The organism is Kribbella sp. VKM Ac-2571, assembly GCF_004362255.1.
GTDB lineage: Bacteria > Actinomycetota > Actinomycetes > Propionibacteriales > Kribbellaceae > Kribbella > Kribbella pratensis.
Genome location: NZ_SNWS01000002.1, coordinates 1 through 14,627, shown reverse-complemented (window position 1 = coordinate 14,627; position 14,627 = coordinate 1). Strand labels below are relative to the sequence as shown.

13 protein-coding genes are annotated in these 14,627 nt (G+C 67.8%); 5 read left to right on the top strand and 8 right to left on the bottom strand.

From position 1 onward, the window contains the following. Nucleotides 1-8 precede the first annotated feature (8 nt). The 4 genes from EV651_RS04065 (at nucleotide 9) to murQ (ending at nucleotide 4,880) form a co-directional block, all read left to right on the top strand. The gene (locus EV651_RS04065; protein ID WP_133782164.1) at nucleotides 9-1,283 is read left to right on the top strand and encodes an exo-beta-N-acetylmuramidase NamZ domain-containing protein; all 1,275 of its coding nucleotides are present in this window, start codon (nucleotides 9-11) and stop codon (nucleotides 1,281-1,283) included. After that, nucleotides 1,280-3,004 carry a serine hydrolase domain-containing protein gene (locus EV651_RS04060; RefSeq protein WP_133782162.1) on the top strand — a complete coding sequence of 575 codons (1,725 nt, stop codon included), beginning with the start codon at nucleotides 1,280-1,282 and terminating at the stop codon, nucleotides 3,002-3,004. The genes EV651_RS04065 and EV651_RS04060 overlap by 4 nt, the downstream gene beginning before the upstream one ends. A gap of 36 nt (nucleotides 3,005-3,040) precedes the next feature. After that, entirely contained in the window at nucleotides 3,041-3,928 is an 888-nt protein-coding gene (locus EV651_RS04055; RefSeq protein ID WP_133782160.1) for a MurR/RpiR family transcriptional regulator, read from the top strand. Between the two features lie 67 nt (nucleotides 3,929-3,995). Continuing rightward, nucleotides 3,996-4,880 (top strand): N-acetylmuramic acid 6-phosphate etherase, encoded by an 885-nt coding sequence (murQ, locus tag EV651_RS04050; protein ID WP_133782158.1) that lies wholly within the window; start codon nucleotides 3,996-3,998, stop codon nucleotides 4,878-4,880. Here murQ and EV651_RS04045 read toward each other — a convergent pair. The 7 genes from EV651_RS04045 to EV651_RS04015 form a co-directional block, all read right to left on the bottom strand. After that, nucleotides 4,872-6,035: a low temperature requirement protein A gene (locus EV651_RS04045; protein ID WP_202870160.1), complete on the bottom strand. Its 1,164-nt coding sequence runs from the start codon at nucleotides 6,033-6,035 to the stop codon at nucleotides 4,872-4,874. The two genes, murQ and EV651_RS04045, sit on opposite strands and share 9 nt — an antisense overlap. A 10-nt stretch (nucleotides 6,036-6,045) precedes the next feature. After that, a complete protein-coding gene (locus EV651_RS04040; RefSeq protein ID WP_133782156.1) occupies nucleotides 6,046-7,491 on the bottom strand; it encodes a ketol-acid reductoisomerase in 1,446 nt (481 codons plus the stop codon). A gap of 76 nt (nucleotides 7,492-7,567) precedes the next feature. Next, the gene (locus tag EV651_RS04035) at nucleotides 7,568-8,659 is read right to left on the bottom strand and encodes a Gfo/Idh/MocA family protein (protein ID WP_133782154.1); all 1,092 of its coding nucleotides are present in this window, start codon (nucleotides 8,657-8,659) and stop codon (nucleotides 7,568-7,570) included. Next, nucleotides 8,652-9,422 carry a ThuA domain-containing protein gene (locus tag EV651_RS04030; protein WP_133782152.1) on the bottom strand — a complete coding sequence of 257 codons (771 nt, stop codon included), beginning with the start codon at nucleotides 9,420-9,422 and terminating at the stop codon, nucleotides 8,652-8,654. The genes EV651_RS04035 and EV651_RS04030 overlap by 8 nt, the downstream gene beginning before the upstream one ends. 34 nt (nucleotides 9,423-9,456) lie before the next feature. After that, nucleotides 9,457-10,260 carry a carbohydrate ABC transporter permease gene (locus EV651_RS04025; RefSeq protein WP_133782150.1) on the bottom strand — a complete coding sequence of 268 codons (804 nt, stop codon included), beginning with the start codon at nucleotides 10,258-10,260 and terminating at the stop codon, nucleotides 9,457-9,459. Between the two features lie 10 nt (nucleotides 10,261-10,270). Further along, nucleotides 10,271-11,209, bottom strand: coding sequence for a carbohydrate ABC transporter permease (locus EV651_RS04020; RefSeq protein WP_133782148.1), 939 nt, complete (start codon nucleotides 11,207-11,209; stop codon nucleotides 10,271-10,273). Between the two features lie 4 nt (nucleotides 11,210-11,213). After that, on the bottom strand, nucleotides 11,214-12,443 hold the full coding sequence (locus tag EV651_RS04015) for an ABC transporter substrate-binding protein (protein ID WP_133782145.1): 1,230 nt from the start codon (nucleotides 12,441-12,443) through the stop codon (nucleotides 11,214-11,216). A 148-nt stretch (nucleotides 12,444-12,591) separates the two neighbouring features. Between EV651_RS04015 and EV651_RS04010 the strand changes: the two genes are divergently transcribed. Beyond that, the gene (locus EV651_RS04010) at nucleotides 12,592-13,656 is read left to right on the top strand and encodes a LacI family DNA-binding transcriptional regulator (protein WP_133782143.1); all 1,065 of its coding nucleotides are present in this window, start codon (nucleotides 12,592-12,594) and stop codon (nucleotides 13,654-13,656) included. Here the strand turns inward: EV651_RS04010 and ilvY are convergent. Continuing rightward, nucleotides 13,580-14,428 (bottom strand): HTH-type transcriptional activator IlvY, encoded by an 849-nt coding sequence (ilvY, locus tag EV651_RS04005; protein ID WP_238156650.1) that lies wholly within the window; start codon nucleotides 14,426-14,428, stop codon nucleotides 13,580-13,582. The two genes, EV651_RS04010 and ilvY, sit on opposite strands and share 77 nt — an antisense overlap. Between the last annotated feature and the right edge of the window lie 199 nt (nucleotides 14,429-14,627).

Below are 14,627 nucleotides of genomic sequence, written 5' to 3'. Positions count from 1 at the left end.
AGACCTGTATGAAGCGACGCAGTTTGCTTGCCGGTGCCGGCGCCCTCGCCGCCGCCCCGCTGATCGACTCCCCCGCCGCGCAGGCCGTGACCAGCCGGAAGGTGATGACCGGCGCCGAGGTACTCGCGAACGACGGCTGGAGCGCGTTGGCCGGCCAGAAGGTCGGCGTGATCAGCAACCCGACCGGGATCCTGCCGGACTTCACGCACATCGTGGACACCATGCACGCGTCCGGAAAGGTGAACATCGTCGCGGTGTTCGGTCCAGAACACGGTTTCCGCGGCAGCGCGCAGGCCGGCGGTTCGGAGGGCGACCACGTCGACCCGCGCACCGGGATCATGGTGTACGACGCGTACGGCGCGAATGCCGACAAGCTGGTGAAGCTCTACACCCAGTCCGGTGTGGAAACCGTTGTCTTCGACATCCAGGACGTCGGCGCCCGGTTCTACACCTACATCTGGACGATGTTCGAGGCGATGCTCGCCGCGGTCCGCACCGGCGCCCGCTTCGTCGTCCTCGACCGCCCGAACCCGGTCGGCGGGTACGCGCGCGGCCCGATGCTGAAACCCGGCTACACCTCGGGCGTCGGCAAGAAGGAGATCCTCCAGCAGCACGGCATGACCGTCGGCGAGCTGGCCCGGATGTTCGACGCCGAGTACCTGCCGCTGGAACCGAACGGCGGCCGGCTGAAAGAGCTGACCGTCATCGAGACCAAGAACTGCAAGCGCGACCAGCTGTACGACGACACCGGCCTCACCTGGGTGATGCCGAGCCCGAACATGCCCACCCCGGACACCGCGCTGCTGTACCCGGGCCTGTGCCTGTTCGAGGCGACCAACATGTCCGAGGGCCGCGGTACGACGCGGCCGTTCGAGCTGATCGGCGCGCCGTACGTCGACCACCGCTGGGCGGAGGCGCTGCAGGCCCGGAACATTCCGGGCGTGGCGTTCCGCGAGGCGTACTTCACCCCGACGATCAGCAAGAACGCGAACATCCTGTGTGCCGGCCTCCAGGTGCAGATCCTCGACCCGCACCAGGTCGAGGCGATCACCGTGGCGACGCACATGATCGTCGAGGCCCGTAAGCTCTACCCCGAATTCACCTGGCGGGCGGAGACCCCACCCGGCCGGTGGATCGACCTGCTCACCGGGTCCGATCGGTTCCGCACCATGCTGCTGGCCGATGCGAGCGCGGACGAGATCGTCGCCGCCTGGAGGTCCGAGACCGACGCCTGGACGGCCCGGCGGGCGAAGTACCTGCTCTACAAGGGAGCGCACCGATGAAGCGGTGGGCTGCGGTCACGACGACGTCTGCGGTGATACTCACGATGGCTTCCCCTGCTGTTGCTAGCGGCAACAACTCCGGCCGGTTCGACCAGCCGTACGACGGCTATGCGCCGAAGACCACGCTGCTGCGCGACGCGACCCCGGCGAAGGCCGGCCTGGACCCCGCGCCGATCGACGCCGCGCTGGCCCAGGTCGCCGCCTGGACGCAGCCGAGCGGTGCGACGAAACCGTTGTACGCCGGCGCCGTCACGCTGCTCGGGCACAACGGGAAGATCGTCACCCGGACGGCGACCGGCCTGGCGCTGAAGTACGCCGACGGGCAGGGCACCGAGCTGCCGCCGGACCAGCAGATTCCGATGCGCACCGACACGATCTTCGACATGGCCTCGGTGTCCAAGCTGTTCACGTCGATCGTCGTGCTGCAGCTGGTCGAGAAGGGCAAGGTCGACCTGGACGCGCCGATCGCGACCTACATCCCGGAGTTCGCGGAAAACGGCAAGGAAACCGTAACCGTGCGGCAAGCGCTCACGCACACGAGTGGATTTCCGTCCTGGCTCCCGCTGTGGAGCGCCCAGCCGGATCCCGCGTCCAGACTGCACATGGCGCTGACCGCGAAACTGCAGAACCCGCCGGGTTCGACGTACCTCTACAGCGACCTGAACCTGATCGCGCTCGGTGAGCTCGCCCACCGGGTGACCGGGAAAACGCTGGACAAGCTGGTCGCCGACGGGATCACCAAACCGCTGCAGATGCGCGACACCGGCTACAACCCGGATCCGAAGAAGAAGCAGCGGATCGCCGCCACGGAGTACCAGGCCTCGCCGCCGCGCGGCATGGTCTGGGGCGAGGTGCACGACGAGAACGCCTGGTCCCTCGGCGGTGTCGCCGGCCACGCGGGCGTGTTCAGCACGGCCGACGACATGGCCGTGCTGGCGCAGACGTTCCTCAACGGCGGCAGCTATCGCGGCGCCCGGATTCTCAAGGAGTCCTCGGTGACCGCGATGATCACGAACTTCAACCAGGGCTTCCCCGGCAACGACCACGGCCTCGGCTTCGAGCTGAACCAGCGCTGGTACATGGGCGGCCTGTCCGGACCCCGCACCGCCGGCCACACCGGCTACACCGGCACGTCGCTGGTGATCGACTTCGACTCGCGCTCGTTCGCGATCCTGCTCACCAACCGCGTGCACCCGAGCCGCAACTGGGGCAGCAACAACCCGGCCCGCCGCGCGGTCGCCCAGGGCCTCGCACTCGCCCTCGGCGTCGGCCCGCGGCACGGCAAGGACGCCTGGTTCTCCGGTACGACGGACAACGCGACCAGCACGCTCGACGCGAAGGTCGACGTACCGGCCGGAGGCGCGAAGCTCGCGTTCGACCTGTTCGTCGACACCGAGATCTCCGACCTGCTGTACCTGGAGACCTCCACGGACGGAACGACCTGGACGAAGGTTCCGTTCACGGTGCGCGACCGGGGTTCGGCGATCGACACCGACGGCTCGATCAGCGGCTCCGGCGACCGGCACTGGCACCAGGTGACCGCCGAGCTGCAGGCCGGCCGGCAGACCGTGCGCTGGCGGTACACCTCCGACCCGCTGTACCAGGGCCGCGGGGTGTACGTCGACGGTGTGAAGATCACGAGCGGGACTGGTCTTCTTCTCGACGGCGAACGAACGCCGGAGTCATTTACCGCAACAGGTTGGAGACTTTCGCGTCGATGACCCCATCTCGTGCATAGTCGCCGTACCGTGGCTGCCATGAATTCAACAACCTCTCCAGAACCCACGGGGCCGCTGCTGGTCCGGGTCCGCGCGGTGATGCCCGCGCTGGCGCCGGCCGAGCAGCGGGTTGCGAACGCGGTCCTCGCGGACCCGGGCGGAGTGGCGGCGATGACGATCTCCGAACTGGCCGAGGTGGCGTCGACCTCGGAGACCACGGTCATCCGGTTCTGCAAGCAGATCGGCGTCCCCGGCTATCCGCAGCTCCGCCTGCAACTGGCGGCCCAGTCGGCGACGGAGAGTCTCCGGCCGGAGGTCGGCGGGGACATCGAGCCGGGCGACTCGCTGGCCGACGTGGTCAGCAAGGTCGCGTTCGCCGACGAGCGGGCGGTCCGGGAGACCGCGCAGCAGATCGACGTGGACGCGCTGGCCAAGGTCGTCGACGCGGTCGTGAACGCATCCCGGGTCGACCTGTACGGCTTCGCCGCGAGCGCGTTCGTAGCCCTTGACCTGCAGCAGAAGCTGCACCGGATCCGCCGGGTCGCGTTCGCCTGGTCGGACGTGCACATCGCGCTGACGAGCGCCGCGCTGCTCGGCGAGGGCGATGTCGCGATCGGCATCTCGCACACCGGTACCACGGTCGAGGTCGTCGAAGCGCTCGAGGAGGCGGCCAAGCACGGCGCCACCACGGTCGCGGTGACGAACTTCCCACGCTCGCCGCTGGCCCGTACGGCGGACCTCGTGCTCACCACGGCCGCGCGCGAGACGACGTACCGCTCGGGCGCGATGGCCAGCCGGATCGCGCAACTGACGGTGATCGACTGCCTGTTCATCGGGGTCGCGCAGCAGGTGCTGCCGGACGCGCGGAAGGCCCTCGAGGAGACCGCCAGCGCGGTCCGCGGGCACCGGCTCAAGGGATCCGACTGAGGGTCGATCAATTCCGTCAACGATGAACGGAATTGAAAAACCTTCAGTAGAAAACTAACATAATCTCGTGACCTCACCGACCGAGCAGCGCAACCCGCGAACGCTGGCCATCGATGCGGTGGGCACGTCCGAAATCCTCCAGATGCTGAACAACGAGGACGCCCTGGTCGCCGGGGCCGTCAGCGCGGTGATCCCGGAGCTGACCAAGGCCGTGGACGCGGCCGTCGAGGCGGTCCGCGGCGGCGGCCGGGTGCACTACTTCGGCGCCGGTACGTCGGGACGCCTGGCGACCCTGGACGCCGCCGAACTGCTGCCGACGTTCCACGTCCCGGACGGGCTGGTGGTCGCCCACCACGCCGGCGGCACGGAGGCGTTGCTCCGCGCGGTCGAGAACGTCGAGGACTCCGAGGAGGGCGGCGCCCGGGACGCGGCCGCCGTCACCGGTCAGGACCTCGTCGTCGGCCTCGCTGCTTCCGGGAGCACGCCGTACGTCGCCGGCGCCCTGAAGGCCGCCCGCGCGGCCGGGGCGACCACCGTGCTGGTCACGTCCAACCCGGACGCCCCGCTGGCGCCGCTCGCCGACGTCGTGATCGCCGCGGACACCGGTCCTGAGGTGATCGCCGGCTCGACCCGGCTGAAGGCCGGCACCGCGCAGAAGATGATCCTGAACGCGTTCTCGACGACGCTGATGATCAAGCTCGGCCGCACCTGGTCCAACCTGATGGTCGACCTGGTCGCCACCAACAAGAAGCTCCGCGGCCGGATGCTCCGCATCCTCGCCGAGGCCACCGGCGCCGACGACGACGCCTGCGAAGCCGCCCTGGCCCAAGCCGACGGTGAACTGAAGCCCGCCCTGGTCCACCTCCTGACCGGCACCCCCATCCCCGCCGCCCGAGCCGCCCTGGAGGCAGCTCACGGCCGGGTAGCCACCGCCCTCGCCGAACTAGGCTGACCGCTCCACCGGTGGTCGCAGGACCAGGGTGACGACGATCAGGGCCATGAAGAGTGCGGTCAGCGCGAACGGGACCGGGATCAGCGGATCGAGCAGGACGAGTACGGCGCCCACGGGTACGACGATGTTGACCACGCGGTCCGCGTTGTCGCGCAGGGCGATCCACCAGATGCCCAGGACGAAGATCGCGATCGGGATCGTCACCGTGTAGGACGCGGCGATCTCACTTAGCTCCGTGTGGTGGGTGATGCTGTCGATCTCCACCTCGATCCCGGCCGAGAATGCGCCGGCCGCGGCGAACACGAAGTAGTGCACGTACCCGTAGCGGATCGAGCGGGCGAACGACGTGATCGCGGTGTGGTGCGGCGGCCAGAAGTAGATCCACCAGAGCGCCGCGGTAACCACGAGGGTGAGTACCGAGAGCGCGATCAGCTTGCCGAGGTCCTCGTGCTCGTGGACGGCCTCGAAGATCGCGTTCGCCGAGGCGAGCAGGCTCTCGCCGAGCAGGATGAGCGTGAACAGGCCGTACCGCTCGGTGATGTGGTGCGGGTGCCAGGGCGTCGTCCAGCGTCGCTCCGCCACCACCGGTACGGCCAGCTCGGCCAGCACGAACACGAACCAGGCGACGACGACGATCTTCTCGGACATCACCAACGTGGTCAGCCACAGCACCTGCACGATCGCGATCCCGCCGGCGTACCGGAGGGTCGCCTGCCTGCTCTCCCCTGCCGTGTGGGAGGCCCGCAGCCACTGGGCGATCATCGCGACCCGCATCACGATGTACCCGAAAACCACCACGGTGAAGTCGCGGTCGGTGAAGACCGGCTCGATCCCGGCGGCGAGCACCAGGACACCGCTCATCTGCACGATCGTGAGGACCCGGTACAGCCAGTCGTCGGTCGCGAAGGACGTGGCGAACCAGGTGAAGTTCATCCACGCCCACCAGATCGCGAAGAACACCATCCCGTAGGACAGCAGGCCCTCGGCGATGTGTTTCTCGGACAGCGCGTGGTGGAGCTGGGCCGCGGCGACACTCACCGCGACCACGAACACCAGATCGAAGAACAGCTCCAACGACGACGCGGTCCGACCAGGCTCATGCGGATCCCGAGGCCGCATCGGAACCAGCCGCATCCGCGTCGTAGAGGGCGTCATGGCGCCTAGGCTAAACGGAGATGTCCACGGATGGGCGGAGCTCGGCGGCAGCGGCCAAGGCGTCGTGGGCGGGGTTCTCCAGGAAACGCTTCACGAGCTCAGGGTTGGCGGGCTGGTCGAGGTTCGGGAGGGCGAGCTGTTCGTACGCCGCCTGGAAGCGGGGGCCCCAGCGGCGGGTGCCGAGGCGGGCGGTGCGGGAGCAGTTGTCGACCATGTAGGCGACGTCGCGGGCGTGCATGTACGGCAGGAGCGAGTCGACGGCCTCGATGACCGACTCGTTGACGATCTCGGACCAGGCGTGACCGCGGGCCGCGAACTCGTCCACCTGCGCCGTCATCGTCGCCACGAACAGCCCCGCGGTCAGTGGATCGATGCCGGCCGGCGCTGTCCCGCGCCGGGCGTGGGCCTCGGCGCTGTGCGACCACATCGGGCTGCCGCCGATCTCGGTCATCGGGCGGGTGGCGAGCCGGCGTTCGGCGAGGATCACGCTGCGCAGTTCGGTGCCGTCGGCAACCTCGTCGTACACCTCGGCGACCAGGTCACGGGCCGGTCCGTACGCCGCGGAGTACGCCCGGTCGAACCGCTCCTCGTCGCCGCTCGCCGCCCGCACCGCCGCGAGACCTTCGGTCGAGATGGTCCGCGCGATCGGCCCGGTGATCGCCTCGGTGGACCGCTCGTACGCCGTCACCGGGTCCGCGCCCTCGATCCGGAAGTACCGGTACAGCGCCTCCACCAGTCCGTGTACTGCTCCGAGGAGGATCGCCCGCTCACCGACGATGTCCGACAGGTACTCGGACCGCAACGTGGTCGCGAACGTGTACGGCGACCCGAGCCCGATCGACCACGCCAGCGCCCGGTCCCACGCGTGCCCGTCCGGATCCGCATGTACGGCGATACTCGCGTTGATCCCGGCCCCGTTGACAGTGGCGCCCTGCTGGTACAGGCGCCGTACCGAGTCCCCCATGCCCTTCGGGCACACCGCGATCACCGGATGCCCGTCAGGGAAGGCGCTGCCGATCGAGGTCAGATGACCCAGCAGGAAACCGTGGGACAGGCCAATGGTCGCCCCGGGCTTCAGGACCGCGAAGATCTCCTCGTGCTGCGCCGCCAGCGCCGCGTCCGCGATCAGCAGGATCACCAGGTCCGAAGCCGCGGCCACCTCGAGCCAGTCCCCCAGCGTGCCGTCGTCCTCGCTGAACCCATGCCTGCGTGCGTCCTCCGCCGATGTCGACCCCGGCCGCAGACCGACCGACACGACCAAACCGGTCCCTTCCAGCGAGTCCCGCAGATTCAGCGCCTGCGCGCGTCCTTGCGGCCCCCAGCCCAGAACTCCGATCCGCTCCACACCGTGCAACGCCGTAGGCAGCAGACCGAACAGGTCCCGCCCACCCCGCACGATGTCCTCGGACCCGCCCGGCACATGCATCTGCTCAACCCGAAACACCGAACTCTTCATGCCCACCAGTCAAAGGGCGGCGCGCCCATTGCAGCAAGCGCAATGTCCGCACCGCCCCGTTGCAGGAACTGAAAGATCAGGGTTCCAGGCCGACTGCCTTCAGCGGGTTGGGCCAGGCCTTGAGTGCCGCGTGCAGCGCTGCGTCCTGAGTGGTTGCCAGGGCTTCGTTATAGGCGGCGGCGATGACGTCAGCGACACGGACGGGGACGCCGGTGTTGGCCGAGAGTACGGCGGCCTCGACCATGGCGATGCTGACGACGTTGGAGTGCACCTCGGACTGCGGGATCGTCGAGCTGCGGACCGCGTCGACGAACTCGACCAACGAACCGGCGATCTCCTGTGGTTCGTCGGCCATCACCGCGGGCAGTGCCTCGCCGGACGCCAGCTCGGCGACCGGTCCGTTGTCTCCGTCCCAGGTCGCCGTACCGCCGGGGGTGCTCGCGCGCCAGCGGCCGTTCCACGATGTCTCCAGCCCCACCGCGCACCAGCTGCCGGTGAAGGAGAAGCGGGTGCCGTCGGCGTACCTGAAGATCGCGGACGCGGCCGCGTTGCCGTCGAACCAGCTCCAGGACGGGTTGTACGACTCGCAGTACACCGACACCGGCTCCGACCCGATCAGCTTGCGGGACAGGTCGAACTGGTGGATAGCCATGTCGACCAGGAGCGGCTCGGCCATCCGCTCCCGGAACCCGCCGAAGTGCGGAGCCTTGTAGAACTCGCACGACAGGGTCCCGATCGGGCCGAGCTCGGCGAGCTGACGCTGGAATGCCGCGACGGCCCGGAAGTACCGGCGGGACTGCGAGACCATCAGCAGCTTGCCGCTCACCTCCGACGCCGCGACCATCTGCAGACACTCGCGCACCGTCTCGGCCAGCGGTTTCTCGCAGAGCACCGGAAGCCCACGCAGCAAGGCGTCCACGCTGACCGTCGGGTGCGCGAGCGGAACCGTCACGTCGATGACAGCGTCCGCTCGATCGGCCAGCTCGCCGAGCGAGGCGGCCACCGGTACGTCGCCGAACCCGTGCTCGTCGGCCGCGGCCCGGGCCACGTCGACGTCGAGGTCGACGAGTCCCGCGAGGACGACGTCCGGGTTGGCGGCGATGGTGCGCAGCCAGGCGCGCCCCATCCCGCCGGCGCCGACCTGCAGCAGTCGCAAGGGTTCAGGCATCGGCAGGCTCCTCGATGGGTCCGGTGTACCCATGTCCGTTGAAGAAGTCGCCGGTCTCGTAGCGCAGCAGCGTCGGCACCGCGCGCTCGGGCCGGTCGGAACGGGCCCAGGCGACGCCGTTCGCAATCACCTTACGCACGTCCTTGTGGTGATACACCGGGTAGTCCTGGTCACCGGGCGAGAAGTAGAAGATCTTCCCGTGCCCGCGGCGGAACGTGCAGCCCGAGCGGAACACCTCGCCGCCGGAGAACGACGACACGAACACCAGTTCGTCCGGCACCGGGATGTCGAAGAACTCGCCGTACATCTCCTGCTGCTCGATCACGATCGGGTGCGGGACGCCCTGCGCGATCGGGTGGGTCGGGGCGACCGTCCAGACCAGTTCGCGGTCCCGTTCGCTGCGCCAGCGCAGGGTGCACGTCGTACCCATCAGCTTGCCGAAGATCTTCGACCAGTGCCCGGAGTGCAGCACGACCAGGCCCATCCCGGCCAGCACGTGCTGGTACACGCGGTCGACGACCTTGTCCTCGACCTCGCCGTGCGCGGCATGGCCCCACCAGACCAGTACGTCGGTTTCCGCCAGCACCTCCTCGGTCAGACCGTGCTCGGGCTCGTCGAGGGTGGTCGTGGTGACAGTCGCCTCGAGGTTCTCGCGGATCCCGGCGGCGATGGTCTCGTGCATGCCGTCGGGATAGATCTCCCGGACGTGCGGTTCCACCTGCTCGTGCCGGTTCTCGCCCCAGACGAGTACGCGAATCGTCATAGTTCTTCCTTGTGTGTAAAGGGTTGTTTGACGGCTACTTGACCGCGCCGCCGATGGCACCGGCGGCGATGTACTTCTGTGCGGCGATCAGCAGCACGATGGCCGGGACCGCCGAGAGGACCGCGGTGGCCATCACCGCGTTCCAGTTCTGCACCTGCGTGCCGAGGTACTGGTAGATCCCGAGCGTGACCGGCCGGACGCCGCCCTTCGTGGTCAGCGTCAGCGCGAACAGGAAATCGCTCCAGGAAAACAGGAAACTGAACAACCCGGCCGTGATCAGCGAGTTCTTGCTGATCGGCAGCACGATCGCGACGAATGCCCGGAACAACCCGGCGCCGTCGACCCGCGCCGCCTCCACCAGCGACGGCGGCAGCGAGAGCATGAACGACCGCAGGATCAGGATCGCGAACGGGATCCCGCTGCTGCAGTTGGCCACGATCAGCCCCGGGATCGAGTTCAGCAGGCCGATCCGTTCGTACGCCGTGTACAGCGCGTTCGCGATCACGATGCCCGGAATCATCTGCGAGATCAGGATCGCGAGCAGCCCGACCGACACCCAGCGGGACCGGAACTGCGACAACGCGTACGCACACGGGGTCGCGATCGCCAGACTCAGCACCACGGTCCCGGCCGCGATGATCAGGCTTGTGACGAGGTTTCCGCCCTGCTCGTCGAGCGCGCGTCTGTAGCCGGAAAACGTCGGATGCAATGGCAGGAAACCAGCAGTGAGCGTGTTTCCGGACGGCTGCAGCGAGGCGTTCAGCATCCAGTAGACCGGGAACAGCATCACGCACAGGATCAGTACGCCGATCACGGTGTACGCCGTACGTCGCATCATGCTCTTCCCCCTACTCGTCGACGGCACGGCGGGTGCCGCGCAGGTAGAAGATCGCGAACACGAACGAGATCGCGATCAGGATGTTGGACAGTGCCGCGCCCTGGCCGAACTTGAAGTCGACGAAGGACTTCTCGTACGACTGGGTCGCCAGCGTCTGCGTCGCGTTCGCCGGTCCACCGCCGGTCAGGCCGAGGATGATGTCCAGGACCTTGATCGTGTAGACGACGCCGAGCATCAGCACCACGCTCGCGACCGACCGCAGGTTCGGCCAGGTGATGTGGAAGAACGCGCGCCAGCCGGTGGCGCCGTCGAGCTGGCCGGCCTCGTAGAGCTCGTCGGGGATCTCCGCGAGACCGGAGTACAGCAGGGTCACGTTGAACGGGATGCCGATCCAGATGTTGACGCCGATCACCGCGATCAGCGCCACCGACGGCGAGTTCAGCCAGGGCACCGGATCACCGATCAGGTGCAGCTTCAGCAGCGTGCGGTTCAGGATGCCGCTGTCCTGCTCGAGGATCGATCGCCAGGTCGCGCTCGACACGATCAGCGGCAGCAGCCACGGCAGCAGGAGCAGCGAACGCAGCAGACCGCTCAACGGGAACTTCTTGTGGAAGAACAGCGCCAGCCCCAGCCCGATCACGAACTGGAACGCGATCGACCCGATGGTGAACAGCGCGGTGTTCACCATGGCGTCCGAGAACAGCTTGTCCGTCACGACCGTGCTGTAGTTCTTCAGCCCGACCCACGGCGCGACCCCGGTGAAGAACGTCTTCAGCCCGTAGTCCTGCAGGCTCATCAGCAGGTTCTTCACCACCGGGTAGCCGAACAGCGCCACCATCGCCACCACGGCCGGCAGGACGAACAGGACCTTGGTGAGGGTCTCGCCCCGGTGGCGCCGGCCGCGCGTCTTCGCGCGGCCGGCCACCGTCGTACGTGTGAGCGTCACCATGCCGTCAGCCGCCGGAGGCCTGCTTGAAGGCGTCCTGGGCCGAGGCCTTACCGGTCAGCGCCAGCTGGATCGCCTGGTAGATCACCTTCGCGGCGTCCGGCCACTTGTCACCCAGCTTGCCGGTCCGGGCCCGGGCCGTCTTCACCTGCTCGGCGAACGCCTTCATCGACGGCACCTCCTGGGCGTACTGGTCCAGCAGCGCCGTCTTCGTCGGGAGGGTGAACCGGGCCTTTGCCCAGGCCAGCTCGTTCTCGTCCGAGTTCAGGCACTTCACGAAGTCCGCGGCCTTCTGCTGCTTGGCCTGGTCCTTGTTCAGCGGGACCGTCCAGGCCTCACCGCCGAGCGGCGCGACCGGCGTCTGGTCCGGCTTGTTCAGCGGGAACGTGACCACGTCCCACTTGACGTTCGGGACCTTCTCCAGCGCCGGGATCTGCCACGGGCCGTTCACCATCATCGCGGCCTTACCCGCCGCGAACTGGTCCTTCGCATCGCCTTGCGTCCAGTTGATGACGCTCTTCGACGCCGACCCCGACTTCACCAGATCCACCCACAACTGCAGGGCTTCCGCCACCTGCGGGCTGGTCAGATCGGTCTCGTCACCGCCGTTGGTCCACATCGCCGGCAGGAACTGCCAGGAACCTTCGTACGTCGCGTTCGCGTTGAACGCGATCCCGTACCGGCCGGGCTTGGTGAGCTTCTTCGCCGTGGCCTTCAGCTCGTCCCAGGTCTTGGGCGGCTGGACGCCGGCCTCGGCGAGCATGTCCTTGTTGTAGAACAGCGCGATCGTGTTCGTCACCGGCGCGAGTCCGTAGAGCTTGCCCTGGTACGACGTCGCGTCGACCATGCCCTGAATGACGCCGTCGGCGTTCAGACCCATGTCGTTCAGGGGCGCGAGCGCACCGGTCGCGGCGATCTGCTGTACGTCGGGGTTGTCGAGCATCAGCACGTCGGGCAGCGTCTTGGACGAGGCCTGCTGCAACACCTTCTGGATCAAGGTGTCACCAGGCACCGTCTCCCGTTGGATCGTGATGCCGAGCTTCGACGCGCAGGAGTCAAGGCCCTTTTGCACAAGGGACTTGTCCGGGTCGTTGTTGTAGTAGTCCAGGATCGTGAGGCTCTTGACGCTGTCGCCGGACGAGGCGGGCGACTGGCCGCCGTTGTCACCGCAGGCGACCAGCAGGAGCGACACCGTCGTCGCACCCGCCAGCGCGGCGGCGATCCGCTTGCTGATCATGACATCGGACTCCTTCAAAGCGTTTAACCGAGGAACGTGGGGACTGCGGAGAAGCTTGTGGATTGTGCGGTAAACCGCTTAACTGAGGCGTTGAAGGACTATGTTCCGTACGTCACACCGCTGTCAAGAGTTCGGAGGGGGTCGATCGATGGTCACGATGAAAGACGTCGCTCAGCGGGCCGGAGTCTCGATCGCGACCGTCTCGTTCCTGCTCAACGACACCAAACCGGTGACGGCGGCGACCAGGGCGCGGATCGAGCAGGCGATGCTCGACCTCGGGTACCGCCGCAACATGGTCGCCCGCGCGCTGGCCAGCCGGCGGACCCACATCATCGCGATGGCCTACCCGGCGCTCGAGCACCGGTTCGGGATGTCGACCTCGGAGTTCTTCACCAGCGCGGCCGAGGCGGCGCGCAAGGACGACTACCACCTGGTGCTGTGGCCGGTCGGCAACGACGGCGTCGAGCTACGCGAGCTGCTCGGGCAGGGCCTGGTGGACGGCGTCGTACTGATGGAAGTCCAGCTGGACGACCCGCGGATCGACGTACTGCAACAGGCCGGTACGCCGTTCGCGCTGATCGGGCGTACGACGGAGCTCGACGGGTTGTCGCACGTGGACATCGACTTCGACACCACGGTCGAGGACGCGGTCAAGCACCTGCGCGAGCACGGGCATCACGAGCTCGTGCTGATCTCCGGCGACCTGGACGATCCGCGGTTCCACGACTACGGCCCGTGGGTGCGCACCGAGGAGGCGTACCGCCGCGTCGTCGCGTCGTACGACCTGCCGATCAGGATCATCCCCTGCTCCGACACCACCCAGGCCGGCAAGGCCGCCGCCGCGCGAGTGCTGACCGAGTACCCGGAGGCCACGGCGATCCTGGTCCTCAACGAGTACGCCGCCCTGGGGGTCGTCGCCGGCCTCAAGCACACCGGTCACGACATCCCCGGCGACTTCTCCGTCCTGTCCCTGCTGACGGTCCCCGAAACCGCCGCGATGGCCGATCCCGAACTCACCATGATGCGCACCCCCGGCCCGGAACTCGGCCAGTTGGGCACCCAGGCCCTCCTCCGCCAGCTCGAAGGCGACGACCCGCTCCCGCCGCAGCTCGTCCCCGCCAAGCTCTGCGCCGGTGCTACGGTCGCAAGTCCCAGAGCGCCGCGATCAAAGGGCGGTGCAGGTCGGCGCGGCGCGCGCAAAACCCGATCGTGAGCGGCTCCAGGTCAGCCGGCAGCTCGGTCAGCTGATCGCGTACGGCGGACGACTCGAGGACCAGCCTAGGGACCACCCCAGTCCCGCAACCCAACGCCACCAACGCGAGCAGCGCCTCGTGCCCATCCGGCTCAGCCGCAATCACCGGTTTCACGCCAGCCTTCCGAAACCACCGAAACGCGGCCTCGCGAACAAGCCCTCGGGCAGGCACAACAAACGGCCCGTCGGACAACCCGCCGGACGGCGCGCCGGACCGCCTTTCGGACGGGCTCTTTCGGGCTTTCACCAGGACCAGGTCGGTGACTGCGACGGGCCGGCTCACCAAGGTCTGCGGGAGGCGCTTGGGAATGCCCGCCACCGCAGCGTCAACCTCGCCTTCGTCCAGGCGGGCAAGGGCAGCAGCCGCGTCACCGGTGCGGATGTCGAGGCGGATCTGCGGATGTTCCGTGCGCAGCGGGGCCAGCAGATCCGGCAACAGGGTCTGACAGGCCGTGACAGTGGCGAAGATCCGGAGTTCGCCGCTGAGGCCGGTCGGTTCGGCGGAGCCGGAACGGTAGTCCGCCCACAGTTCCAGCGCTCGCTCGGCGTACGTCGTGAAGCGTCGCCCCTCCGCAGTCAGCACGACACCCCGCGGCCCGCGATCGAGCAACTGCGCCCCGACGCGAGTCTCCAACCGCTGGATCGTCCGAGTCAGCGTCGCCGCACTGACATGACACTCCAAACTGGTCCGCCCGTAGTTGAGCGTCCGCGCCAAATGCAGAAACAACTCCAACTCACGATGCTCCACGGAAACCTCGAAGGAGAGAAAGAGGGAAGGACCAGGGAGGGAAAGAGAGGGTTATTTTGAAATACTAAAGACCTTCAAGAACAAAAACCCTAGTGTCGCGTAAATGATGTTCTTTGACCTGGGGTGGCGTGGTCGAGGATGTCGTCGGCGGTCTTGGTCCAGGTGAAGGGTTGGCAGCGGTCGT